22 protein-coding genes are annotated in these 25,481 nt (G+C 64.9%); 21 read left to right on the forward strand and 1 reads right to left on the reverse strand.

The features are described from left to right. Positions 1-82: 82 nt before the first annotated feature. Complete coding sequence (ugpB, locus tag AAFF19_RS06100) at positions 83-1,393, reverse strand: sn-glycerol-3-phosphate ABC transporter substrate-binding protein UgpB (protein WP_008905125.1); 1,311 nt, start codon at positions 1,391-1,393, stop codon at positions 83-85. A 287-nt stretch (positions 1,394-1,680) separates the two neighbouring features. Between ugpB and serA the strand changes: the two genes are divergently transcribed. From serA to AAFF19_RS06205, 21 genes are all read left to right on the forward strand, one after another. Then, positions 1,681-2,910, forward strand: coding sequence for a phosphoglycerate dehydrogenase (gene serA / locus AAFF19_RS06105; protein ID WP_342721496.1), 1,230 nt, complete (start codon positions 1,681-1,683; stop codon positions 2,908-2,910). A gap of 191 nt (positions 2,911-3,101) precedes the next feature. After that, the gene (locus tag AAFF19_RS06110; protein WP_342721498.1) at positions 3,102-7,031 is read left to right on the forward strand and encodes an FAD/FMN-binding oxidoreductase; all 3,930 of its coding nucleotides are present in this window, start codon (positions 3,102-3,104) and stop codon (positions 7,029-7,031) included. A gap of 236 nt (positions 7,032-7,267) precedes the next feature. After that, positions 7,268-7,699: an HIT family protein gene (locus AAFF19_RS06115; protein WP_182118260.1), complete on the forward strand. Its 432-nt coding sequence runs from the start codon at positions 7,268-7,270 to the stop codon at positions 7,697-7,699. A gap of 79 nt (positions 7,700-7,778) precedes the next feature. Continuing rightward, the gene (locus AAFF19_RS06120; protein ID WP_008905120.1) at positions 7,779-8,201 is read left to right on the forward strand and encodes a DUF971 domain-containing protein; all 423 of its coding nucleotides are present in this window, start codon (positions 7,779-7,781) and stop codon (positions 8,199-8,201) included. A 215-nt stretch (positions 8,202-8,416) separates the two neighbouring features. After that, the gene (gene ubiE / locus AAFF19_RS06125) at positions 8,417-9,148 is read left to right on the forward strand and encodes a bifunctional demethylmenaquinone methyltransferase/2-methoxy-6-polyprenyl-1,4-benzoquinol methylase UbiE (RefSeq protein ID WP_182118261.1); all 732 of its coding nucleotides are present in this window, start codon (positions 8,417-8,419) and stop codon (positions 9,146-9,148) included. Positions 9,149-9,197: 49 nt separating this feature from the next. Then, positions 9,198-10,211: a TIM44-like domain-containing protein gene (locus AAFF19_RS06130; RefSeq protein WP_034694236.1), complete on the forward strand. Its 1,014-nt coding sequence runs from the start codon at positions 9,198-9,200 to the stop codon at positions 10,209-10,211. 55 nt (positions 10,212-10,266) lie between these two features. Further along, complete coding sequence (locus AAFF19_RS06135) at positions 10,267-10,869, forward strand: hypothetical protein (RefSeq protein WP_182118262.1); 603 nt, start codon at positions 10,267-10,269, stop codon at positions 10,867-10,869. After that, a complete protein-coding gene (ubiB, locus tag AAFF19_RS06140) occupies positions 10,866-12,431 on the forward strand; it encodes a ubiquinone biosynthesis regulatory protein kinase UbiB (RefSeq protein WP_008905116.1) in 1,566 nt (521 codons plus the stop codon). The genes AAFF19_RS06135 and ubiB overlap by 4 nt, the downstream gene beginning before the upstream one ends. A 169-nt stretch (positions 12,432-12,600) precedes the next feature. Continuing rightward, complete coding sequence (locus tag AAFF19_RS06145) at positions 12,601-14,052, forward strand: sodium:solute symporter family protein (RefSeq protein WP_008905115.1); 1,452 nt, start codon at positions 12,601-12,603, stop codon at positions 14,050-14,052. Between the two features lie 86 nt (positions 14,053-14,138). After that, positions 14,139-14,477, forward strand: coding sequence for an FmdB family zinc ribbon protein (locus AAFF19_RS06150; protein ID WP_342721499.1), 339 nt, complete (start codon positions 14,139-14,141; stop codon positions 14,475-14,477). Positions 14,478-14,486: 9 nt separating this feature from the next. Further along, a complete protein-coding gene (locus AAFF19_RS06155) occupies positions 14,487-15,110 on the forward strand; it encodes a DUF502 domain-containing protein (protein ID WP_008905113.1) in 624 nt (207 codons plus the stop codon). Between the two features lie 40 nt (positions 15,111-15,150). After that, positions 15,151-16,965: an aspartate--tRNA ligase gene (gene aspS / locus AAFF19_RS06160; protein WP_008905112.1), complete on the forward strand. Its 1,815-nt coding sequence runs from the start codon at positions 15,151-15,153 to the stop codon at positions 16,963-16,965. Between the two features lie 114 nt (positions 16,966-17,079). After that, positions 17,080-17,910 (forward strand): CsgG/HfaB family protein, encoded by an 831-nt coding sequence (locus tag AAFF19_RS06165; protein ID WP_342721500.1) that lies wholly within the window; start codon positions 17,080-17,082, stop codon positions 17,908-17,910. Between the two features lie 6 nt (positions 17,911-17,916). Continuing rightward, on the forward strand, positions 17,917-18,393 hold the full coding sequence (nudB, locus tag AAFF19_RS06170) for a dihydroneopterin triphosphate diphosphatase (RefSeq protein WP_342721501.1): 477 nt from the start codon (positions 17,917-17,919) through the stop codon (positions 18,391-18,393). Positions 18,394-18,443: 50 nt separating this feature from the next. Continuing rightward, positions 18,444-19,181: an endonuclease/exonuclease/phosphatase family protein gene (locus tag AAFF19_RS06175; RefSeq protein WP_008905109.1), complete on the forward strand. Its 738-nt coding sequence runs from the start codon at positions 18,444-18,446 to the stop codon at positions 19,179-19,181. A 4-nt stretch (positions 19,182-19,185) separates the two neighbouring features. Further along, complete coding sequence (clsB, locus tag AAFF19_RS06180; protein ID WP_342721502.1) at positions 19,186-20,421, forward strand: cardiolipin synthase ClsB; 1,236 nt, start codon at positions 19,186-19,188, stop codon at positions 20,419-20,421. A gap of 138 nt (positions 20,422-20,559) precedes the next feature. Then, positions 20,560-21,288, forward strand: a complete 729-nt coding sequence (gene folE / locus AAFF19_RS06185; RefSeq protein WP_008905107.1) for a GTP cyclohydrolase I — start codon at positions 20,560-20,562, stop codon at positions 21,286-21,288. A gap of 2 nt (positions 21,289-21,290) precedes the next feature. Beyond that, the gene (locus AAFF19_RS06190; protein WP_008905106.1) at positions 21,291-21,713 is read left to right on the forward strand and encodes a BLUF domain-containing protein; all 423 of its coding nucleotides are present in this window, start codon (positions 21,291-21,293) and stop codon (positions 21,711-21,713) included. 246 nt (positions 21,714-21,959) lie between these two features. Further along, complete coding sequence (locus tag AAFF19_RS06195) at positions 21,960-22,841, forward strand: DMT family transporter (RefSeq protein ID WP_182118269.1); 882 nt, start codon at positions 21,960-21,962, stop codon at positions 22,839-22,841. Beyond that, complete coding sequence (locus tag AAFF19_RS06200; RefSeq protein ID WP_182118270.1) at positions 22,838-23,680, forward strand: DUF429 domain-containing protein; 843 nt, start codon at positions 22,838-22,840, stop codon at positions 23,678-23,680. Before AAFF19_RS06195 ends, AAFF19_RS06200 begins: the two co-directional genes overlap by 4 nt. 299 nt (positions 23,681-23,979) lie before the next feature. Next, entirely contained in the window at positions 23,980-25,479 is a 1,500-nt protein-coding gene (locus AAFF19_RS06205) for a DUF945 family protein (RefSeq protein WP_182118271.1), read from the forward strand. The last annotated feature ends 2 nt before the right edge of the window (positions 25,480-25,481 follow it).

Here is a 25,481-nt window from a genome sequence, read left to right on the forward strand (position 1 = left end):
GTGCGGTTGACGGGGCGGCGGGCTTTCGATGCCACCCCGCCGCCAGGGCGGGGTGGCACGAACAGACTTTCGGCAGCTTTACTTACTTGTTGGCGCGGGCAAAACGGGCCAGTTGCTCATTGCCACGGGCGACGGCCGTGTCCAGGGCTTCCTTGGGGGTCTTCTTGCCGGCCCAGATCTGTTCGGTTTCCTCGTCGATGATGGTGCGCACCTGCACGAAGTTGCCCAGGCGGATGCCGCGCGACTTGTCGGTGGCCTTCTTGATCATCTGCGTCACCGCCACGTCGGTGCCGGGGTTCTTGGTGTAGAAGCCCGAAGCTTCGGTCAGCTGGTAGGCGCCCATCGTCACGGGCAGGTAACCCGTGCGCTGGTGGCTGGCGGCCTGGATCTTGGTGTCGTTCAGGAAGTTCAGGAAGTCGGCAACGCCCTTGTATTCCTCGGCCTTCTTGCCGGACATGACCCACAGGCTAGCACCACCGATGGCGGTGTTCTGGGGGGCGCCCTTCACGTCATCGTAGTAGGGCAGGGTGGAGATGCCGTAGGCGAACTTGGCTTCCTTGGCCACGCGGGCATACAGGCCCGACGAGCCGGTGATCATGGCGCACTCGCCCGAGGGGAACGAAGCATCCGGCGCGTTGGCGCGGCCCTTGTAGACGAAGCTGCCTTCCTTGGCGGCCTTGGCCAGGTTCTCGAAGTGGCGCACGTGCAGGGGCGAGTTAAGTTGCAGCTGTGCATCGTTGCCGTCAAACCCGTTGTTCTTGGACGCGAACAGCGTGTTGTGCCACAGCGAGAAGCTCTCCAGCTGCGTCCAGCTGATCCAGCTGGTGGTGAAGGGGCAGCTGTGGCCGCTGGCCTTGAGCTTGGAGGCGGCAGCGAAGACTTCAGGCCAGGTCTTTGGCGGCTTGTCGGCGTCCAAGCCCGCCTTCTTGAAGGCGTCCTTGTTGTAATAGAAGATGGTGGTGGAGCTGTTGAGCGGGTAGCTCAGCATCTGGCCGTTGGGTGCCGTGTAGTAACCGGCCACGGCGGACACATATTGCGTGGGGTCGAACTTGAACCCGCCGTCGTTGAGCACCTTGGCCACGGGCACGATGGCGCCCTTGCTGGCCATCATGGTGGCGGTGCCGACTTCAAACACCTGCAGGATGTGGGGGGCGTTGCCCGCACGGAAGGCGGCGATGGCGCCCGTCATGGATTCGTCATACGTGCCCTTGTAGGTGGGCACCACCTTGTATTTCGTCTGGCTGGCGTTGTACTGCTTGGCCAGGTCGTTGACCCAGTCACCGAGCGCTGCGCTCATGGAATGCCACCACTGAATCTCTACCTGCTGCGCCTGCGCGGGTGCGCAGACGGACAGTGCGATGGCGGCGGATAGCGCCAGATGCTTGACTTGCATGAATGTTCCTCCAAGGATGACGAAATGCACAAGGGCCGGATGCTATGGAGCCGTTGTGACAATGGTGTGTCGTTGTCGCATGGCACCCCCCGTGTAACAACCGGGGAAACCCCGTGGGGCAGGTGCAGGGGCTGCGATTGTGACTCTTTTGTGACAGGTTGGAACGAATATACCGAGCGCTGCAAGGTTTTGTGCATTGCAGGATCGTTGGTGCATAGTCTGCCAAGCCACCCGCCCGCGCTGCCAGGGTTGTGACAGCGCCTTTTTTTCACACACCTTCTACTGCCATGGCCACCAACTCGCTGGACAAGAACAAGATCAAATTTCTGTTGCTCGAAGGCATCCATTCCTCTGCGGTGGATGTGATCCGAGCGGCGGGCTACACCCAGATCGAAACTGTCTCCGGAGCCCTTCCGGATGAAGAGCTCAAGCGCAAGATCGCCGACGTGCACTTTGTGGGCATCCGCTCGCGCACGCAGCTCACCGAAGAGGTGTTTGCCCATGCCGGCAAGCTAGTGGCCGTGGGCTGCTTTTGCATCGGCACCAACCAGGTGGACCTGAACGCCGCGCGCGAGCGGGGCATTGCGGTGTTCAATGCGCCGTATTCCAACACCCGCTCTGTGGCCGAGCTGGTGCTGGCCGAAGCCATCCTGCTCTTGCGCGGCATTCCCGAGAAGAACGCGGTGGCGCACCGGGGCGGATGGCTGAAATCAGCCGACAACGCCTACGAGATCCGTGGCAAGACCCTGGGCATCGTGGGCTATGGCTCCATCGGCACCCAGCTGTCGGTGCTGGCTGAGGCAATGGGCATGCATGTCGCGTTCTTTGATGTGGTCAACAAGCTCCCGCTGGGCAATGCGCGGCAGGTGCACAGCCTGCACAACCTGCTGGGCCAGAGCGACATCGTGAGCCTACACGTACCGGAGCTGCCGTCCACCGAGGGCATGATCGGCGCCGCTGAAATCGCCGCGATGAAGCCCGGCGGCATCCTGATCAACGCCGCGCGCGGCACCGTGGTAGATATCGAGGCGCTGGCTGCAGCGCTCCAGGCCAAGAAGCTGCTCGGCGCCGCGATCGACGTGTTTCCGGTGGAGCCGCGCACCAACAAGGACGAATTCCAGTCGCCCCTGCGCGGGCTGGACAACGTCCTGCTCACGCCCCACATCGGCGGCTCCACCATGGAGGCACAGGCCAACATCGGGCTGGAAGTGGCGGAAAAGCTGGTGAAATACAGCGACAACGGCACCAGCACCTCGTCCGTCAACTTCCCCGAAGTGGCGCTGCCCGCCCACCCCGGCAAGCACCGCCTGCTGCACATCCACCGCAATGTGCCGGGCGTGCTGTCCGAGATCAACCGCATCTTTTCGGACAACGCGATCAACATTGCGGCCCAGTACCTGCAGACGAACGAGAAGATCGGCTATGTGGTGATCGACATTGATGCAGCCTCGTCCGACATCGCGCTGGACGAGCTGGCCAAGGTCACAGGCACACTGCGCAGCCGCGTGCTGTTTTAATGTTGCTCCTTATTTGATAGCTATTGGCGCTTATGGCATAAGAGCTGGCGGCCTTTTTTGCTTGAAACGTTGCTTTCGAATCCCCTGCGTGGCGCCCGGTGCGCGCGCCCTGCCGGCGCGCTGGGAGGGCGTGGCATAAAATTCCGGCCCCAAGGCACGAGGGCGCGCAGCGCCTACCCCAGGTTGATCCTATGAATGTTCCGATAGCGTTGGCTGCCCTGCAGACGCAGGCCGCCGAGCCCGCCCGTCTGCGCGAGATTCCCTATAACTACACCTCGTTCTCCGACCGGGAGATTGTGATCCGCCTGCTGGGGTCCGAGGCCTGGAACGTGCTGGACCAGCTGCGCAAGGAGCGCCGTACCGGCCGCTCGGCCCGCATGCTGTACGAGGTGCTGGGCGATATCTGGGTGGTGCAGCGCAATCCCTACCTGCAGGACGACCTGCTGGACAACCCCGCCCGCCGCAAGCTCCTGGTGGATGCCCTGAACCACCGCCTGGCCGAGGTCGACAAGCGCCGCACCCCCGCCGACGATGCCGGGCGCGACCGCCTGGTGGGCGAGCTGGTGGTGGCCGCGCGCCGTGCCGTGGCCGAATTCAACGCCACCTTCGAGCAGGCCGCACAGCTACGCCGCCAGATTCAGAAGACCCTGGGGCGCCTTACGGCCAAGGACAACATCAAGTTCGACGGCCTCTCCCGCGTGAGCCATGTGACCGACGCGACCGACTGGCGCGTCGAATACCCGTTTGTGGTGCTCACCCCCGACACCGAGGCCGAGATGGCCGGCCTGGTCAAGGGCTGCATTGAACTGGGCCTGACCATCATCCCGCGTGGGGGCGGCACGGGCTACACCGGCGGCGCCATTCCGCTGACGTGGAAGAGTGTGGTCATCAACACCGAAAAGCTTGAAGCCATGACCGAGGTGGAGATGCGCCGCCTGCCGGGCATGGACAGCGAAGTCGGCACCGTGTGGACCGAAGCCGGCGTGGTGACGCAGCGCGTGGCCGATGCGGCCGAGCGTGCAGGTTTTGTGTTTGCGGTGGACCCCACCAGCGCCGAGGCATCCTGCATTGGCGGCAACATCGCCATGAATGCGGGTGGCAAGAAGGCCGTGCTCTGGGGCACGGCGCTCGACAACCTGGCCAGCTGGCGCATGGTGACGCCCGAGGCGCAGTGGCTGGAAGTGACGCGCCTGGACCACAACATGGGCAAGATCCATGACGTGGAAACGGCCACCTTCGAGCTGCAGTACTTCGAGGCCGACGGCAAGACGCCCCTACGCACCGAGCGCCTGGTCATTCCGGGCAAGACTTTCCGCAAGGAAGGCCTGGGCAAGGACGTGACAGACAAGTTCCTTTCGGGCCTGCCCGGTATCCAGAAGGAAGGCTGCGACGGCCTCATCACCAGCGCGCGCTGGGTGGTGCACCGCATGCCCGAGCACACGCGCACCGTGTGCCTGGAGTTCTTCGGCAACGCCAAGGACGCCGTGCCGTCCATCGTCGAAATCAAGGACTTCATGTTCGCCGAGCAAAAGCGCAGTGGCGTGCTGCTGGCCGGGCTGGAGCATCTGGATGACCGCTACCTGAAAGCGGTGGGCTACGCCACCAAGAGCAAGAAGCACGGTGGCGGCCTGCCCAAGATGGTGCTGTTTGGCGACATCGCGGGCGACAACGCCGACGATGTGGCGCGCGTGACCAGCGAGGTCGTGCGCATTGCCAACTCGCGCAGCGGCGAAGGCTTCATCGCCATCAGCCCCGAGGCGCGCAAGAAGTTCTGGCTGGACCGCAAGCGCACGGCCGCCATCAGCCGCCACACCAACGCCTTCAAGATCAATGAAGACGTGGTGATCCCGCTGCCGCGCATGGCCGAATACACCGACGGCATCGAGCGCATCAACATCGAACTGAGCTTGCGCAACAAGATCAAGCTGTGCGACGCGCTCACCGACTTCTTCGAGCGCGGCAACCTGCCCCTGGGCAAGCAGGATGACGCGAGCGAAATCCCGTCGGCCGAGCTGCTGGAAGACCGCGTGGCGCAGGCCATTGCCCTGGTGGCCGAGGTGCGCGCCCTGTGGTCCGGCTGGCTGCAGAACGTGGAAACACTCTTCCCGCAGCTGCAGGACCACACCCTGCGCGCGAGCTGGAAGACGCAGCTGCGTGCACCGCTGCGGACGATTTTTGCGGGCGCGGCCTTCAAGCCGCTGCTGGACGAAGTCACCGCCATCCACAAGCGTGTGCTCAAGGGCCGCGTGTGGGTGGCTCTGCACATGCACGCGGGCGACGGCAATGTGCACACCAACCTGCCCGTCAACAGTGACGACTATGAAATGCTGCAGACGGCGCACCAGGCGGTCGAACGCATCATGGTGCTGGCGCGCAGCCTGGACGGTGTGATCTCGGGCGAGCATGGCATTGGCATCACCAAGCTGGAGTTTCTGACCGACGAAGAGCTGCGCCCTTTTGCCGAGTACAAGCAGCGCGTGGATCCGCAGGGGCGCTTCAACAAAGGCAAGTTGCTACGAAATAAGGAGCTGCTGGCGCTTGATGGACAAGCGCTAGAGGCCAATTTGGCTTCAAAACCGGCGCTGCGCCCTGCGTTTTTGCATGCCGATCTGACCAACGCCTACACCCCGAGCTTCGGCTTGATGGGGCACGAGTCGCTGATCATGCAGCAGAGCGACATCGGCGCGATTGCCGATTCGGTCAAGGACTGCCTGCGCTGCGGCAAGTGCAAGCCCGTGTGCGCCACGCATGTGCCACGCGCCAACCTGCTGTACAGCCCGCGCAACAAGATCCTGGCAACGTCGCTGCTGGTAGAAGCCTTCCTGTACGAAGAGCAGACCCGCCGGGGCGTGAGCATCAAGCACTGGCAAGAGTTCGAGGACGTGGCCGACCACTGCACGGTGTGCCACAAGTGCGAGAGCCCCTGCCCGGTGAAGATCGACTTTGGCGATGTCACCATGAACATGCGCAACCTGCTGCGCAAGATGGGCAAGAAGAGCTTCCGCCCCGGCAACGCGCTGGCGATGACCATGCTCAACGCCACCAACCCGGACACCATCAAGTTCATGCGTTCGGCGATGGTGGACGTGGGCTTCAAGGCCCAGCGCCTGGCCGTTCAACTCTTGCGCAAGGTGGGCCGCAAGCAAACGGCCAAGCCGCCCGCCACGGTGGGCACCGCGCCCATCAAGGAGCAGGTGATCCACTTCATCAACAAGAAGCTTCCCGGTGGCCTGCCCAAGAAGACGGCGCGTGCGCTGCTCGACATCGAGGACAAGGACTACGTCCCGATCATCCGCAACCCCAAGGCCACCACGGCCGAGACGGAGGCGGTGTTCTATTTCCCCGGCTGTGGGTCGGAGCGTTTGTTCAGCCAGGTGGGCCTGGCGACGCAGGCCATGCTGTGGCACACCGGGGTGCAGACGGTGCTGCCACCGGGTTATCTGTGCTGCGGCTACCCGCAGCGCGGTAGCGGCCAGTTCGACAAGGCCGAGAAGATGATCACCGACAACCGGGTGCTCTTTCATCGGGTGGCCAACACGCTCAACTACCTTGATATCAAGACCGTGGTGGTGAGCTGCGGCACCTGCTATGACCAGCTGCAGGGCTACGAGTTTGACAAGATCTTCCCGGGCAGCCGCATCATCGACATCCATGAGTACCTGCTGGAGAAGGGCATCACCCTGCAAGGCAAGGGCGCATATCTGTACCACGAGCCCTGCCACAACCCCATGAAGCTGGGCGATTCGATGAAGACCGTGAAGGCGCTGGTGGGCGAGCAGGTCTTGAAGAGCGAGCGCTGCTGCGGCGAGTCGGGCACGCTGGGTGTGACGCGGCCCGACGTGTCCACGCAGGTGCGCTTCCGCAAGGAAGAAGAGATCAAGAAGGGCGAGGCCCAGCTGCGCGAGAGCGGCGCGGTAGGTGCGCAGGACAACGTGAAGATCCTCACCAGCTGCCCCAGCTGCCTGCAGGGCTTGAACCGCTACGAAGGCGATCTGAACAACGGCCTGCTTGAAGCCGACTACATTGTGGTCGAGATGGCGCGCGAGATTCTGGGCGAGAACTGGATGCCCGAGTACGTGCAGCAGGCCAACAACGGCGGCATTGAACGCGTGTTGGTGTAAATGAGGCTCCTCCTGAGTCGCTCCGCGCCTCGGTGCAGCCGCCAGAGGCGACAGCTCTTCGGGGCCGTCCAAGCCTGCGCTGGCAGGCTTGGAGCCGCGGCCCTCAGCCCCTCTCTCGCTGCGCGGGAGGGGGGCGACGCCCTCACTGCGGGGCGGCCCTTGCTCGATGTCCCTCGCTTGCGGTCGCGCCAGTTTCGTGCGGTACGTGACGTGAAAAGCTTTGGGGAGCTGTCTGAATGAGCTGTCCCCTCTGTACCGATGACGGTGGTGCCTTGGTCTGGCGCGGCGAGCGCCTGCGTGTCATCCGCGCGCAGGAGGCGGGTTTCCCTGCCTTCTACCGCGTGGTCTGGAACGCGCATGTGGCCGAGTTCTCGGACCTGGCCGCCGCGGACCGCGTGCACTGCATGGAGGCCGTGGCGCTGGTGGAACAGGGCCTGCGCCAGCACCTCTCGCCCGCCAAGGTCAACATCGCGGCGCTGGGCAACATGGTGCCGCACCTGCACTGGCACGTGATTGCGCGGTTTGACTGGGACAGCCACTTCCCCGCGCCCGTGTGGGCCACTGCGCAGCGGCCCAGCCCGGCAGCGCCAGAGGCTGCTGTGCAGGCCCTGCTGCCCGCGCTGGAGGCCTACCTGCAGTCCAAGTTGGCGCAGTGGGCCGCCCGGTGACCTTGCTGGCAGCTTGCGCCGGGACGGGTGGGACAATGGCAGCCGTCGTTTCTGACAACAGTTTTCTCAAGGTGATTCCATGGCAGGTTTGAAAACGGGTGCGCCCACGCCGCAGGCCCTGACGGTGCATGAGCAGTCGCGCGTGCTGGAGGTGGGCTTTTCGGATGGCGCCACGTTCCGCATTCCGTTCGAGCTGATGCGCGTGTACTCGCCCTCGGCCGAAGTGCAGGGCCACGGCCCGGGGCAGGAGGTGCTGCAGACGGGCAAGCGCAATGTGGCGCTGGTCAATCTGGAGCCGGTGGGCAACTACGCGGTCAAGCCCACGTTCTCGGACGGGCACGACAGCGGCATCTTCAGCTGGGACTATCTTTACGAACTGGGCCAGCAGCAGGATGCGCTGTGGGCCCAGTATGTCGAGCGGCTGGCTGCTGCCGGTGCCGACCGCGATGCGCCCATGGCGCCCAAGGGCGGTGGTGGAGGCCATGCCTGTGGCAGCCACTGAAGGCGCCTGACCGCGCTCTGCGAGGGCCCTGCGCGTAAAGCCGCGCATGTCCCTGCGCACCAAGGTGCTATTGAAAATATAGCTATCAGCGCAATATCTGATTACGCTGGCGGCCGGTTTTGTTTCAATAGCGTTGTCCAAATTGCGACACATGCCCCGTTTCAGTGCGGGGTTGTCGCTGTACCTCGGGCGTACACGCGCCTAGCATGATTCTTATGAGCACCACGCATTTTGGTTTTCAGTCGGTGGACGAGCAGGAGAAGGCACGCCGCGTGCGGGGCGTGTTCGACTCTGTGGCCTCCAAATACGACGTGATGAACGACCTCATGTCGGTCGGCCTGCACCGTGCCTGGAAGGCCTACACCGTGATGGTGGCCAACCTCGGCGAAGGCAGCCAGGTGCTCGACATTGCGGGTGGCACGGGCGACCTGGCGCTGGCGTTCTCCAAAAAGGTGGGGGCGTCGGGCCGCGTGGTGCACACCGACATCAACGAAGCCATGTTGCGGGTGGGGCGTGACCGCCTCATCGATGCGGGTGTGGTGCTGCCGACGCTGGTGTGCGACGCCGAAAAGCTGCCGTTTCCTGACGCACATTTCGACGTGGTGAGTGTGGCCTTTGGCCTGCGCAACATGACCCACAAGGACCTGGCCATTGCCGAGATGTGCCGCGTGCTCAAGCCGGGTGGCAAGCTGCTGGTGCTCGAATTTTCCAAGGTGGCCAAGCCGCTTTCGAAGGTGTACGACTGGTATTCGTTCAAGGTGCTGCCCCAGCTGGGCAAGCTGGTGGCGGGCGACGACGCGAGCTACCGCTACCTGGCCGAGTCCATCCGCATGCACCCGGGGCAGGAAGAGCTCAAAAGCCTCATGCAAAAAAATGGTTTTGGGCATGTGGACTATCACAACATGACAGGCGGAATTGTTGCCTTGCATGTTGGAATCAAGTGCTGAGCGGCTGCGTGTTGCAGCGCTCGGATGGATTAACGGAGACGGAGAAGTCATGATGAAACTGTGGTCTGTGGTGTTGGTGGCAATGCTGGCGTTTGCACACGCCGACGCGGATGCCAAGCGGTTGGGTGGCGGCAAGTCGATGGGCAAGCAGTCCAGCAACGTGACCCAGCGTGATTCGGCAACGCCCCCCGCGACGCCGGGCGCTCCGGCCCAGAACGCCACGAACACGGCCGCCAAGCCTGCGACTGCGGGTGCTGCGCCTGCCGCAGCGGCAGCCAAGAAGCCCTGGGGCGCGATGCTCGGTGGCCTGGCCGCTGGCCTGGGCCTGGCATGGCTGGCCAGCTCGCTCGGCCTGGGCGAAGGGTTCGGTCAGATCCTCATGATCGCCCTGTTTGCCATGCTGGCCTTTGCGATCTTCAAGATGGTGATGCGCGCGCGCCAGGGCGGCAACATGGCTGGTGGCTCGCCGCTGGCTTTCCAGGGCGCGGGTGGCGCCGCCACCCCGGCGGCGGCCCAGGTGCCTCCACAGTACAGCCCCAACAACGTGGGCAACGACGCCTCCGCACGCCCCTGGGAGCGCAGCAGCATGGCCTTTGATGCATCGCGCACCGGACAGGTGGGTGCAAGCTCCGGCGTGGTGATTGGATCGGGCCTTTCCGGTTCGCAGAACTGGGGCGTGCCGGCCGATTTTGATGCCGAAGGTTTCCTGACAGCGGCCAAGCGCAACTTCGTCACTCTGCAGGCCGCCTGGGACCGTTCGGACATCTCCACGCTGCGCTCGATGATGACCGACAGCATGCTCGAGGAGATCCGCACCCAGCTGGCAGAACGCGAGGAGCACCGCGGGGCGCAACCCAACCTCACGGACGTGGTGATGATCGAAGCCCAGCTGCTGGGTATTGAAGACCTGGGCGATGGCTACATGGCCAGCGTCGAGTTCTCGGGAATGATCCGCGAAGAGCCTTCCGCGGGCCCCAGCCCCTTCCGCGAGGTCTGGAACATGACCAAGCCCAAGGCGGGCGGCACCGGCTGGCTGGTGGCAGGCGTGCAGGCCCTGCAGTAACCACGGAAAGGCCCCCGCTGTGGGGCTATCCGAGTTCAGGGAATAATCGGGGACTATGGCAACACCACAGTCCCCTTTTCCTTTTCTGAACGGCCTCTTTGAGCGCCTGGCCGCCGGCCCGCAGCCCCCGCAGTGGCTTGTGCACGAGATGCAGCAACGGATGGTGCTGTTCCTCAACCACGTGCTGATGCAGGAAAAAGAGGCCACGGACCGCCTTGTGCGCCAGAAGGGACGCATCGCACGGGTGCAGTGGCGTGCGTACTCGCTGGCCCTGGTGATTACGCCCGCAGGCCTGTTCAACCTGGCCCCCGAATCCGCTGTGCCGGATCTGCGGCTTGAAGTGACCGACACCTCTGCGCTCAGCCTGGCACAGTCCGCGCTGCGCGGCGACAAGCCGGCCATTCGCATTGAAGGCGACGTGCAACTGGCGGCAGAAATCAACTGGCTGGTGGACCACGTGCGCTGGGATGTGGAAGAAGACCTTGCCCGCGTGATCGGTGACGCGCCCGCGCACACGCTGGGGCAGTTCGCCCGCCGGGCTGCCCAGGCGCTGCGCCAGTTTGTGGGCGCGCGCATGCCCGCAAGCGCCAACGCGCCGGTGCCGCCTGCCACGCCGCCACTGTCGCCGACCTCCGGCGTTGACCGGGCCGACGCATGAAGCGTTTCCTGCGCGGGGCAGCCATCTTGTGGGTGGTGTTCCGGTTTGGCCTTGACGGCTTGCTGCTCGACAGCTTTCAAAAGCCGTGGCTGCGCATGATCTCGCGCGTGCTGTCGGTGGGGCGCAAGCTGGATGCGCCACGCGGACAGCGGCTGCGCGAGGCGCTGGAGAGCCTGGGCCCCATCTTCGTCAAGTTTGGCCAGGTGCTCTCGACGCGCCGCGACCTTCTGCCCCCCGACATCGCCGACGAGCTGGCCCGCCTGCAGGACCGGGTCCCGCCTTTTGACCCCAACATAGCCATTGCCACCATCGAACGGGCGTTTCGCCGTCCCGTGGATGAAGTCTTCACGTCTTTTGACCGGGTGCCAGTGGCCAGTGCTTCCATTGCGCAGGTGCATTTCGCCACGCTCCGTGACCGCCAGGGGCTGGAGCGCGAAGTCGCGGTGAAGGTCCTGCGTCCGGGCATGCTGCCGGTGATCGAAAAGGACCTGAGCCTCATGCGCATGATGGCCGGGTGGGTCGAGAGCCTGTCTGCGGATGGCAAGCGCCTCAAGCCTCGCGAAGTCGTGGCAGAGTTCGACAACTACCTGCATGACGAGCTGGACCTGGTAAAAGAGGCCGCCAACGCCGCCCAGCTGCGCCGCAACATGCAGGGGCTGGACCTGGTGCTGATCCCCGAGATCTTCTGGGACTTCTGCCACGCCGAAGTGATGGTGATGCAGCGCATGAATGGCGTGCCCATCAGCCAGATCGAGCGCCTGCGCGACGCCGGGGTGGACATTCCCAAACTCGCGCGCGACGGCGTCACCATCTTCTTCACCCAGGTTTTCCGTGACGGCTTTTTCCATGCCGACATGCACCCGGGCAATATCCAGGTGAGCCTGGACCCGGCCACGTTCGGGCGCTACATCTCGCTCGACTTCGGCATCGTGGGCACGCTCACGGAAGTGGACAAGGAGTACCTGGCGCAGAACTTCGTGGCGTTCTTCCGGCGCGACTACAAGCGTGTGGCCGAGCTGCACATCGAAAGCGGCTGGGTACCGCCCGAAACGCGCGTGAACGATCTCGAATCGGCCATCCGCGCGGTGTGCGAGCCGTATTTCGACCGGCCGCTCAAGGAAATCTCGCTGGGCATGGTGCTCATGCGGCTGTTCCAGACCTCCCGCCGCTTTCAGGTGGAAATCCAGCCGCAGCTTGTGCTGCTGCAAAAGACCCTGCTCAACATCGAGGGCCTGGGCCGCGAGCTTGACCCCGAACTCGACCTGTGGAGCACCGCCAAGCCTTTCCTCGAAAAATGGATGCTTGAGCAGATGGGGCCCCAGCGCCTGTGGCGCGAACTCCGCGCTGAAGCGCCGCACTACGCAAAAATGCTGCCCGAGCTGCCGCGCCTGGTCTATGACGCCCTGCGGCAGCGCCCCACCACCCAGCAGCATGCATTGCGCGAATTGCTCGAAGCCCAGCACCGCACCAACCGGCTGCTTCAGTCCATCATTTACGGGGGAGTAGGTTTTGTGCTGGGCCTTCTGGCGATGCAGCTGTTTGTGCGGCTGCGGATTTTCTGAAGTGGGGCGAGCGGCACGGAAGTTGCCTTCATAATCCGCACCAACTTTTGTTACGTGTCCCGTCACAAAGCTGTCACCCCTGGGTCTGCAGGGGCCTCGGCGCCTCGAAGGAGCAAGGCCGGGGCGCACCTGCTTTTTGCAACCTTCCTTGGAGTTTCGGAGCGGCGCCATGCTGATCACCTTCATCGTTCTGTACCTGCTGGCCTCGATCGGGATTGGGCTGTATGCCGCCACACGCGTGCACAACACGGCCGACTACGCGGTGGCGGGCCGCAGCCTGCCCCTGGCGGTGGTGATCGCAACCACCTTTGCCACCTGGTTTGGCTCGGAAACCGTGCTGGGCGTCTCGGCACGGTTTGTGGACGGGGGCCTGGGCTCGGTGGTGGAGGACCCGTTTGGCGCCTCCATGTGCCTGATTCTGGTGGGCCTCTTTTTTGCCTACAAGCTCTACAAGAAGAACCTCATCACCCTGGGTGACTACTACCGCCAGCGGTATGGGCGCGTGATCGAGGTGGCCTGCTCGGCCATCATCATGTTCAGCTACCTGGGCTGGGTCGCCGCACAGATCACGGCGCTGGGCCTGGTGTTCAACCTGCTGACCCAGGGCTACGTCTCCATCACCATGGGCATGGTCATTGGAACGGCCATCGTGCTGATCTATACGCTCTACGGCGGCATGTGGTCGGTGGCCATGACGGATTTTGTGCAGATGATCGTGATCGCCCTAGGGCTGCTGGCCATCGCCTGGTATGCCGCTGACCTGGCGGGCGGCGCGGGCAAGGTGGTTGAATACGCGGCACGTGAAGGCAAGTTCCAGTTCTTCCCCACGGGCGGCCTCAAGGACTGGACATTCTTCTTCGCCGCAGCCATTACGATGATGCTCGGCTCCATACCGCAGCAGGACGTGTTCCAGCGCGTGATGTCATCCAACAGCGCCGAGACGGCGCGCACGGGCCCGGTGATCGGCGGCGTGCTGTATCTGCTGTTTGCCTTCATTCCCATGTTTGTCGTCGTGGCGGCCGTGCTTGTCATGCCCGAGACTGCGCAGGCGCTGCTCAAGGATGATCCGCAGAAGGTCTTGCCTACGCTGGTGATGGAACGCATGCCGATGTTCCTGCAGATCGCCTTCTTTGGCGCCCTGCTGTCGGCCATCATGTCCACGGCTTCTGCCACGTTGCTGGCACCTTCCACCACCTTTGTGGAAAACATCCTGCACAACCTGCGGCCCGGCATGACGGACGCCCAGACGCTCAAGGCCATGCGCATTTCCGTGCTCGTGTTCACCGCCTGCGTGCTGACCTACGCCATCACCATGCAGGGTACGTCGATCTATGAGCTGGTGTCGGGCGCTTACCAGGTGCCGCTGGTCGGGGCGTTTGTCCCGCTGGTGTTTGGTCTGTACTGGAAGCGCGCCACCACGCAGGGCGCGATACTGGCCGTGGCGATGGGGCTGGGTGTGTGGCTGCTGTTTGTGGCCAGCCCCATGCTGTCCGAGGCTTTCCCGCAGCAACTGGCAGGCGTGCTGGCGGCTCTCGTCGGTATGGTGGGCGGCTCGCTCGCGCCGCAGTGGGTCGATGACCACAAGGGCCATGTGACGCATTACGAAGGCAGCGCCGCCTGATGCCGGCCCCGCGCCGGCGCGCGGGGCTTGAGGATGGGCATGCCGCCTATAATTGAGGGTTTTGCACTTTCCCTCAACACACTGACATGCCTATTTACGCCTACAAATGCGGCTCCTGCGGCCATGCCAAGGATGTGCTGCAAAAAATCTCTGATGCTCCCCTGACGGTGTGCCCCGCCTGCGGCGCGGAGGCATTTTCCAAGCAGGTCACTGCGGCCGGCTTCCAGCTCAAGGGCTCCGGCTGGTACGTCACAGACTTTCGGGGGGGCAGCGGCGGCAGTTCCGCCCCCGCAGCGGAAAACAAGTCCGAGACGAAGAGCGATACGGCAAGCGCTGGAGATGCTCCTAAAAAAGAAGCTGCAAGCGCAGCTGGCACAAGCGTTGGCGGCAGTTCGGCAGCTTCTTCTACCCCTTCGGCGAACTGAGTCCCCTGCATGGCTGCCTTGCGCAAATGGCTCTTGACAGGCCTTCTGGTCATCGTGCCCGGTGTCATCACGGCCTGGGTGCTCCACTGGATTGTGAGCACCCTGGATCAGACCCTGCAAATCCTGCCCGTTGCATGGCATCCTGACCGGCTGATCGGTTTTCACGTTCCCGGCTTTGGCGTGGTGCTCACGCTGCTGATCCTCCTCGTGGTCGGGGCCATTGCCAGCAACTTTGCAGGCCGCAAGCTGGTGCAGTGGGGGGATGCGGTGGTGCACCGCATTCCCGTGGTGCGCTCGATCTATTCCAGTGTCAAGCAGGTGTCGGACACACTGTTTTCGGAGAGCGGCAACGCCTTTCGCAAGGCGGTTCTGATCCAGTGGCCACGCGAGGGTGTCTGGACCCTGGCCTTTGTCACCGGCGCGCCCAACGGCGAAGTGGCGGCCTACCTGCGTGACGAATTCGTGAGTGTGTATGTGCCCACCACGCCCAACCCCACGGGCGGGTATTTCGTGATGCTGCGCAAGAGCGACTGCGTCGAGCTCGACATGAGCGTGGACGCTGCCCTCAAATACATTGTTTCGATGGGTGTCGTCGCTCCGGCTGACCCGACGCTCGTTTCCCACAGTAAGTAAATCCCTTTAACGCGCCCCTTGGGCGCCGGAAGTTTCTGCCATGGCCATGCGTTCCCACTATTGCGGTCTTGTGACCGAAGCCCTGATGGGCCAAACCGTTTCCCTGTGCGGCTGGGTCAATCGCCGCCGCGACCATGGTGGTGTGATCTTCATCGACCTGCGCGACCGCGAGGGCCATGTGCAGGTGGTGTGCGACCCTGATCGCGCCGAGATGTTCAAGACGGCCGAAGACGTGCGCAACGAATTCTGCGTGCAGGTGGTGGGCCTGGTGCGCCCGCGCCCGGCTGGCACCACCAACGACAAGCTCAAGAGCGGCCAGATCGAAGTGCTGTGCCACGAGCTCAAGGTGCTCAACCCCTCGGTCACGCCTCCGTTCCAGATGGATGACGAGAACCTGTCCGAGACCACCCGCCTCACGCACCGGGTGATGGACCTGCGCCGCCCGCACATGCAGCGCAACATGATGCTGCGCTACAAGACCGCCATCCAGGTGCGCAACTTCCTGGACGCGGAAGGCTTCATCGACATTGAAACGCCCATGCTGGGCAAGAGCACGCCCGAGGGCGCGCGCGACTACCTCGTGCCGAGCCGCGTCCATGACGGCCAGTTCTTCGCGCTGCCCCAGTCGCCCCAGCTCTACAAGCAGATGCTGATGGTGGCCGGCTACGACCGCTACTACCAGATCACCAAGTGCTTCCGTGATGAAGACCTGCGCGCCGACCGCCAGCCCGAATTCACCCAGATCGACTGCGAGACCTCGTTCCTGAACGAGGAAGAAATCCGCGCCATCTTCCAGCGCATGATCACCGAGGTGTTCAAGACGCAGCTGGATGTGGACTTGGGCGAATTCCCCATCATGACCTACCAGGAGGCGGCGCACCGCTTCGGCTCCGACAAGCCCGATCTGCGCGTGAAGCTTGAATTCACCGAGCTGACCGAGGTGATGAAGGACGTGGAGTTCAAGGTGTTTTCCGGCGCTGCCAACATGAAGGGCGGCCGCGTGGTGGCCCTGCGCGTGCCCGGTGGCTCGGCCGAGAGCGGCGGCATCAGCCGCGGCGAGATCGACGCCTACACCGAGTTCGTGAAGATCTACGGCGCCAAGGGCCTGGCCTACATCCGCGTCAACGACCTGTCCAAGGGCCGCGATGGCCTGCAGTCTCCCATCGTCAAGAACATCCACGACGCAGCGCTGGCCGAGGTGCTCAAGCGCTCGGGCGCGCAGAATGGCGATTTGATCTTCTTCGGAGCCGACAAGGAAAAGATCGTCAACGACGCCATCGGCGCGCTGCGCCTGAAGATCGGTCACAGCGAGTTCGGCAAGAAAAACGGCCTGTTCGAGAACCGCTGGGCCCCGCTGTGGGTGGTGGACTTCCCCATGTTCGAGCACGACGAGGAAGAAGACCGCTGGACGGCTGTGCACCACCCCTTCACCAGCCCCAAGGACGGCCACGAAGAGTTCATGGCCACCGATCCCGGCAAGTGCATTGCCAAGGCCTACGACATGGTGCTCAACGGCTGGGAGCTGGGTGGTGGCTCGGTGCGTATCCACCGCGCCGATGTGCAAAAAAAGGTGTTTGATGCGCTCAAGATCACGCCTGAAGACGCACAGGCCAAGTTCGGCTACCTGCTCGATGCCCTGCAGTACGGCGCGCCCCCGCACGGTGGCCTGGCGTTCGGCCTGGACCGCCTCATCACGTTGATGACCGGTGCGGAGTCGATCCGCGACGTGATTGCCTTCCCCAAGACCCAGCGTGCGCAGGACCTGCTCACGCAGGCGCCTTCGCCCGTGGACGAAAAGCAGTTGCGCGAGCTGCACATCCGCCTGCGCAACATCGACGCGGTCAAGGCGGTCTGATCCGGCGCCCTGGCCGGAACCATCGGATGCACCGTGGTGGCATCGCACCGAAAGCGGCAAGGGCCTCAGGCCCCTGCCGCTTTTTTCTTCGCCGGTACTGAAAGGAAACCCTTCATGCGCTTCATGAACCTCCAGGTCTTTTGCGTGGGCGCGGTGCTGCTGGCCCTCGCGGCCTGTGGCGAAAAGAAGACCGAGCTCGGCCAGGGCGGCTCCGTGGTCACCGGCTCGGCGGGCCCGCAAGGAGCGCACAACGCCGCCAAAGAGCTGCTGCGTTGCGATGCACCCGTGGCCACGGTGGCGCTGGCTGAAAACCCGCACGGCTACACCTACGGTGCGGCCTACCAGCTTCCGCCGTCGCCTGTGCCCCTGGTGAAGCTGCTGGCCCAGCAAAGCGGGTGTTTCCGCGTGGTGGACCGTGGCGCGGGCCTGCGCGCCACCGTACGCGAGCAGGAGCTCAAGGAATCGGGGGTGCTGCGCCAGCAGAACTCCACGGTGGCCAAGGGCCGGGGCTATGAGGCGCAGTACACGCTCACACCCAGCCTCACCTTCAGCGAGCAGGACGCCGGGCGCGGGCTGGGGGGCGTGATCGCCATGCTTCCGGTGCTGCGCGACATCGCGGGGCTGGCCGGCATCGTGGAGCAGGTCAGGTTCAAGGAGGCGCAGACGGCCCTTTTGTTGTCAGACAACGAAACCACGGAGCAGGTTGCGGCCGCCACCGGCGCCGCACGCACCACCGACCTGGGTGTGGGCGGGCTGGTACTGGGCAGGCTCGGAGGCGCCGCCGGCGCGGGCTGGAGCAATACCAACGAAGGCAAGGTCATTGCCGCAGCGTTCCTGGATGCGCACAACCAGCTGGTGGTTCAGGCCCGGGCATTGCAGGCCAAGGAGCTGCCCCCGCCGGTGCCCACGGCAGGCCCGGCCGCCGCACGCACCCGGGGCGGGTAGCCCGCCATGGAGCCTGCGCAGCCGCCGCGGCCCTGGAAAATTCCGGAGTCGGTGCTGGTGGTCATCCACACCCCCGATCTTGAGGTGCTGCTGGTACGGCGCACCGGCGGCGACGGGCACTGGCAGTCCGTCACCGGGAGCAAGGACCACCCGCAGGAGCCGTTTGAAGACACGGCGCGGCGCGAGGTGGCAGAAGAAACCGGCATCGACACCCGTGCGTCCGGCTGCGCGCTGACCGACTGGGCGCTGGAGAACATCTACGACATCTGGCCGCAGTGGTTGCACCGCTACGCCCCGGGCGTGGTGCGCAACCGCGAGCGGGTGTTCGGGCTGTGCGTGCCCCGGGGCACGCCCGTGGTGCTCAACCCGCGCGAGCACGATGCCTGGCAGTGGCTGCCCTGGCAGGCTGCGGCGGACACCTGTTTTTCGGCGTCCAACGCCGAAGCCTGCCTTCTGCTCCCCCGATTTGCGCGGGGCGACTGAGCGGCGAGACTGCGCGGCATGCCGCCGGGCGCTTGCGACACAATCGGGTCATGGAACATGACGATATTCTGCGGGTGGCGACCTACAACATCCACAAGGGCGTGCAGGGCATCGGGCCGGTGCGGCGGCTGGAGATCCACAACCTGGGTCTTGCGGTAGAGCAGCTCGACGCCGACATCGTCTGCCTGCAGGAGGTGCGCAAGCTGCACCGCCGCGAGCAGGCCTACTTCCAGCGTTGGCCCGAGTTGCCCCAAGCCGAGTTCCTGGCGCCCGAGGGCTACGAGGCCGTGTACCGCACCAACGCCATCACCAAGCACGGCGAACATGGCAACGCGCTGCTTTCGCGCTGGCCCGTGATCGGCCACCAGCACGAAGACATTTCGGACCACCGCTTCGAGCAGCGTGGCCTGCTGCATGTGGAGGTGGACGCGCACGGCCGCCGCGTGCATGTGATCGTGGTGCACCTGGGGCTGATCCCCGGCAGCCGCATCCGGCAGATCGAACGCCTGCAGCGCTTCATCGAGCGCGAGGTGCCGCCGGGCACGCCCCTGGTGGTGGCCGGCGACTTCAACGACTGGGGCCTGCAGATCAAGCGCATGCTGGCAGGCTTTGCGCTGTACGAATTTGATGCACCCCGGGCCTTCACCTACCCCGCGCGGCTGCCGCTGGCCCAGCTGGACCATGTGTATGTGCGGGGCCTCACGCCCCTGTCGCTGCACGTCCCGCGAGGCCGCATCTGGTGGCGCATGTCCGACCATCTGCCCCTGATTGCTGAATTCCGGCTGTGACCCTGTGAAGAAAAAGCCCGACCTGTTTCGCGGATTCGAGTTTGCAGACGACCACCAGGTGCGTCTGTTGCAAGGGGCCGAGGAGCTGTTCCCCGCCTTGATCGAGGCCATGGATGCGGCGCTGTCGGACATCCAGTTTGAAACCTACATTTTCGACTTCACGGGCGCAGGCGCAGCGGTGGCCGAGGCGTTGATGCGCGCTGCCGGGCGCGGCGTGCGCACCCAGCTGGTGGTGGACGGGGTGGGCACCGGCAACTTGCCCGTTGCCTGGGCGCAGCGCCTGCAGGCGGCTGGGGTGCAATACCGCGTGTACTCCCCGCTCGGCCCTCTGGGTTTGCTGCTGCCCCACCGGTGGCGCAGGCTGCATCGCAAGCTGTGTGTGGTGGACGGCCACGTGCTTTTTTGCGGCGGCATCAATGTTCTGGACGATTTTCACGATCCCAACCACGGCCCGCTCGATGCACCGCGTTTTGACTTTGCCGTGCAGGCCACGGGTAGCCTGGTGGCGTCTGCCAGCGAGACCATGGACCAGCTGTGGTGGCGCATGCAGGCGGTGCGCGATGCGCGCCAGCGCCGCCTGCCCGAAGCCTTGCAGGCCCTGCGCGCGGCCAGCGCCGCCAAGCATGCGGTGCGGGCCGCCGAGGCGGGGCCGCCCATGCGGGCCGCGCTGGTGCTGCGCGACAACGTGCGCAACCGCAGCCGCATCGAGAAGGCCTACCGCAAGGCCATCGGCGCGGCGCGGCATGAGGTCATCATTGCCAACGCGTATTTCATGCCCGGCGGCAAACTGCGCCGCGCGCTGGTGATGGCCGCGCGCCGGGGCGTGCGCGTGCGCCTGTTGCTGCAGGGGCGGTATGAATATTTCATGCAGTACCACGCGGCGCGGCCGGTGTATGGCGCGCTGCTGGAGGCCGGTGTGGAGATCCATGAATACGCGCCCAGCTTTCTGCATGCCAAGGTGGCCGTCATCGACGCGCTGGGCGACAAACCCTGGGCCACGGTGGGCTCGTCCAACCTCGACCCCCTGAGCCTGCTGCTGGCACGCGAGGCCAATGTGGTGGTGGAAGACGCCGCCTTTGCCACCGACCTGCGCCAGCGACTGGTGCACGCCATGCAGCATGCGGGGCGCCGCATGGACCCGGCGCGCTATGCAGGCCGCCCCCTGCGCCAGCGGGCGCTCGACCGCGTGGCGTTTGGCCTGATGCGGCTGGCCCTGTGGATCACCGGCAACCGGTATTGAGCCCAGGCGTGTGTGCGTGCTAGCGTGCGTTGAATTGTTTGCTATATAAAATATAGCTACTTGCGCTTGTCCAGCAAGCGCTAGGGGCCTAAAACCCTTTAAATCTGCAGCTCCACGTTCGCTGGTAGGATGCCGCTCATGTCCAGTCAACCCGCCGCCGCTATGACGACCACCCTGCCGGATGAAGAAGGCACCCCCGTATCCGTGAAGATCCGCGAGCGGATCAACGCGTCGCGCAAACGCTTTCATGCCAACGACAACATCGCCGAGTTCATCGAGCCCGGCGAGCTGGAGAAGCTGCTGGACGAAGTCGAGGTCAAGATGCAGGGCGTGCTGGACAGCCTGGTGATCGACACGGCCGGAGACCACAACACCAACAACACCGCGCGCCGCGTGGCCAAGATGTACCTCAACGAGGTGTTCAAGGGCCGCTACGTCACGCAGCCCCCGATCACCGAGTTCCCGAACGCCGAGCACCTCAACGAGCTGATGATCGTGGGCCCGCTCACCGTGCGCAGTGCCTGCAGCCACCACTTCTGCCCCGTGATCGGCAAGATTTGGATCGGCGTGATGCCCAACGAGCACACCAACGTGATCGGCCTGAGCAAATACGCGCGCCTGGTGGACTGGATCATGGGCCGCCCCCAGATCCAAGAAGAAGCCGTGGTGCAGCTGGCCGACCTCATCATGGAAAAGACCCAGCCCGACGGCCTGGCCATCGTGATGGAGGCCAGCCACTTTTGCATGTCCTGGCGCGGTGTGCGCGACATGGACAGCAAGATGATCAATTCGGTGATGCGTGGCGTGTTCCTCAAGGACAGCGCCCTGCGCCGTGAGTTTTTGTCCCTCATCCCTGGAAAGAACTGACCATGTTGGTACGTCTGCTTTACGCCAGCCGCGCGGTCGACACCTCGCCCGCCGCCATCGAAGCCATCCTCACCCAGTCCCGACAGCACAACCCCGGCAGCGGCATCACCGGCGTGCTGTGCTACGGCGGGGGCGTGTTCCTGCAGGCCATCGAGGGCGGGCGCTCTGCGGTCAATGAGCTGTACGGCCACATCCAGCGCGACCCGCGCCACAAGAATGTGGAGCTGCTGCACTACGAAGAAATCGCCGAGCGCCGCTTTGGCGGCTGGACGATGGGGCAGGTCAACCTCTCCAAGATCAACCACTCCATCCTGCTGAAATACTCGGAGAAGCCCGAGCTGGACCCGTATTCGGTGTCGGGCAAGGTGTCGTTTGCGCTGCTTGAAGAGCTGATGGCCACCGCCTCCATCATCGGAAGAGCTTAGAGATCACCCCCCTGAGGCGCTGCGCGCCTTCCCCCCGCTCTCGCACCGCTGCGCGTTGCGGGCAGGGGGACGCCACCGGTGCAGCGGGGCGGCCCTTGCACGGTGGCCGCTTGTCTGGGCCGTGCCAGTGGCGGGCGTTGTGGGCGGTACGCAGCCCTTGAATCGATAAACTCTTTAGGCCACATCAAGCCGCAGTCGCCATGGCGCTGCGGCTTTTTGCATTCAAGCCCTCTCTCTTTCTGACCCGTGACCTTCACCGCCTTCGCCCTCATCATCCTCGCCGGCCTCATTCACGCGTGCTGGAACATCGTGGCCAAGAAGGCCGGGGGGGACTCGCGGTTTGCGTTCTTCACCTCGGTGATCATGATGGTCGTCTGGGCGCCGCTGGGCTGGTATCTGGGGCGCGACGCGGTGCCGCTGTGGGGCGCGGTGGAGTGGGGCTTTGTGGCCGCGAGCGGGCTGCTGCATGTGGCGTACTTTGTCATCTTGCTTCGCGGCTACCGTGTGGCGGACCTCACCGTGGTCTACCCGCTGGCGCGGGGCTCGGGGCCGCTGCTGTCGTCGCTGGTGGCCATCACGCTGCTGGGCGAGCAGATATCGGCGCTGGGCGCTCTGGGCATTGCAGGCGTGGTCGGCGGGGTGTTCCTGATTGCCGGTGGGCCGGGGCTGCTGCGCGCGGCGCACGATCCGGCGGCGCGCCAGCGTGTGCACAAAGGCATTGCGTATGGCCTGCTCACCGGCGCTTTCATCGCCAGCTACACGGTGGTGGATGGCTATGCCGTCAAGTTTTTGCTGATGTCGCCCATCCTGGTGGACTACATGGGCAACTTTGTGCGCGTGGGCCTGCTGGCGCCCGTGGTGCTGCGCGACCTGCCCACCGCCCGCACGCTGTGGCTGGCGCAGTGGCGTTTTGCGCTGCTGGTGGCTGTGGTGAGCCCCGTGGCCTATGTGCTGGTGCTGTATGCCATGCAGCAGGCCCCCATGTCGCACGTGGCCCCGGCACGCGAGGTGTCCATGCTGTTTGCTGCCCTCATCGGTGGTCACCTGCTGGGCGAGGGTGACCGCGTGGCGCGCATTGTTGGCGCGCTGTGCATCGCGGCGGGTGTGACGGCGCTGGCCTTGGGATGACGGCCGCCGCACCACAATCCCTGCTGCTGGGCTGCGACTTCTCCAGCAGCCCCACACGGCGCAAACCCATCGTGCTGGCGCTGGGCCAGCGCCAGGGCGCGCGCGTGGTGCTCACCACGCTGCAGCCGTTCGACACCCTGGCCGCGTTCGGCCAATGGCTGGCGCAGCCCGGGGACTGGGTGGGCGGATTCGATCTGCCCTTTGGCCTGCCACGCGAGCTGGTGCAGGCCCTCGGCTGGCCCACCGACTGGCTCACGTGCATGCAGCACTACCGCGCCCTCAGCCGCGCGCAGATCCGCGATGCGTTTGCAGGCTTTTGCAGCGTGCGCCCCGTGGGCGGCAAGTTTGCCCACCGCGCCACCGACGGGCCCGCAGGCTCCAGCCCCTCCATGAAATGGGTGAACCCGCCCGTGGCCTACATGCTGCACGCGGGCCTGCCACTGCTGCTGGACGCGGGCGTGCACCTGCCCGGCCTGCACGCAGGCGACCCCCGCCGCGTGGCGCTGGAGGCCTACCCCGGCCTGCTCGCGCGTGAGGTGCTGCAGCGGCGCAGCTACAAAAGCGACGACCGCGCCCGGCAGACCCCCGACCGCCTCATCGCCCGCAAAGACCTGGTCAACGCGCTGGAGCTGGGCCAGACCCGCCTGGGCCTGCGCCTCAAGCTTAGCCACGCCCAGCGCGATGCGCTGGTGGAAGACGCCAGCGGCGACAGCCTGGACGCCGTGCTGTGCCTGCTGCAAGCGGCCTGGGCCCAGCGGCGCCATGGGGAAGATGGTGATGCCCTGTATGGCCTGCCGCCGGGGCTGGACCCGCTGGAAGGCTGGATCGTGACGGCCTGACCTGCGGTGGCGAGTGCACAGAATCAAAAACTATAAAAAATATAGCTGTTGGCGCTTGCTGGTAAAGCGCTAAGCCCCAAAAACACCCAAAATTCGTCGTCGTGGCAAGGCTGCAGCCGTAAAGCCACCACTGCCCGCCACACCAAAGTGAAACAGAGAGAAACAGTCACGTCGGCAGCGCACAACACATGAACCTGCGTTGCCCCGGGCCGCAGCACCACAGCACGCGGCCCGCTGCTATTCTCGCCACCGCTCTTCCACGGGAGGGAGGGCGAAGCGATCCAACGACAGGAAAAGAAATGAACAAGAAAGCAGTGTGGGGCACCGCAGCGGTGCTGGTGGTTGCAGGCTATGGCGGCGCAACCTGGTATTTCGGTGAGCAGGCGCACAGCGCCTACGCACAGGCGCTGAACGACGTGCGCAAGCTCCTGGGCCCCGAGGTGCTGGTGTCGCAGCAGTACACCAAGGGGTTCTGGTCGTCACAGGGCCAGCTGGTGCTGCAGTGGACGCCGCCCGCCGCCGAAGAAGACGAATGGGATGACGAAGACAACGCCGCCCCCGCGGTGGCGCCGCGGCCCATCCGCATCACGGTGGAGAACACGGTGCGGCACGGCCCGCTGGCCGGCTGGCGCCCGGCGGCGGCGGTGATCGAGACGCGCATCGGCGCCGTGGAGGGGGTGGACGACAACATGCGCAAGGCGTTTGCCAAGGTCAGCGCCCCCACGCTGACCACGGTGCGCCACCTCACGGGCAGCCACGACATGGCGTTCGCATGGCCTGCCGGCGAAGTGGGCGAGGGCGCAGACCTGGTGCGCTGGCAGCCTCTCACCTACCAGATGACGCTGAACGCCGACCGCAGCCGCCTGAGCGGCGACTTTGCCTGGCCCGAGATCACCGTGCAGTCGCAGCCACCGGCCGATGACGCGGACGACAACGACGACGAGCCCGCCGCAGATGCCGGCGAGGCCGAGCGCTATACCTTCGCCATGCAGGGCATGAAAGGCGACTTCAAGGTGCACTTCCAGGACGGCCTGTGGCTGCTGGCGCCGGGCGAGGGCTCGGGCACATTGGGCAAGCTGACGGTGACGCGTGCGCGCGCAGCGGCGGGCACCGGTGCAGCGCCCGAGCCGCTGGTGGCTCTGCAGGATCTGACGTACGGCGTCACCATTGCACGCAACAGCGGGCACCTGGGCTGGGTCAGCAACCTGCGGGGCACGGGCAGCGTGGGCTCCGTCGCGCTGGAGTCGGTGGAGCTGAACGAAACCGTGAGCCGCATTGACGTCGAGGCCGTGAAACTGGTGCAAAAAGCGCTGGCCGACGCCTACAAGAGCGACACGGACAAGAGCGACGCGGACACCGCGCTTTCTGCCGCAGCGGAAATGCCCGGGGTCGCGTCGCTGATGGAGGCTGTGCCCCAATTTGTGGCGGCCCTGCCTGCCTACGCCATGAAGCTCACGGCCAAGGTGGACGGCGAACAGGGCGAGCTGCAGTACGGTGTGGAAATCAAAAGCATGCCCGATGCCCAGCAAGTGGCAGAAGGCGCCTGGGGCCCGGCCCTGCTCAAGAGCGGTGCCCTGCACGCCAGCCTGCGCATGCCCAAGGCCTGGCTGCCCCGCCTGGCGCAGGCCGCCGGCGACAAGGCCCCCCCGCCCCAGCACCTCGAAGCGATGCTGGGCATGGCCCAGGCCCAAGGGTTCGTTCAGCAGGACGGTGCCCATCTGGTCAGCGCGGTGCGCATGGAAAACGGCAAGGTCGTACTCAACGGCAAGGAAATCGCCGTGCCGATGGGGCGCCAGTGAAC

Origin of the sequence: Acidovorax sp. FHTAMBA (assembly GCF_038958875.1) — a bacterium.
In the GTDB taxonomy this organism is placed as follows: domain Bacteria; phylum Pseudomonadota; class Gammaproteobacteria; order Burkholderiales; family Burkholderiaceae_C; genus Acidovorax.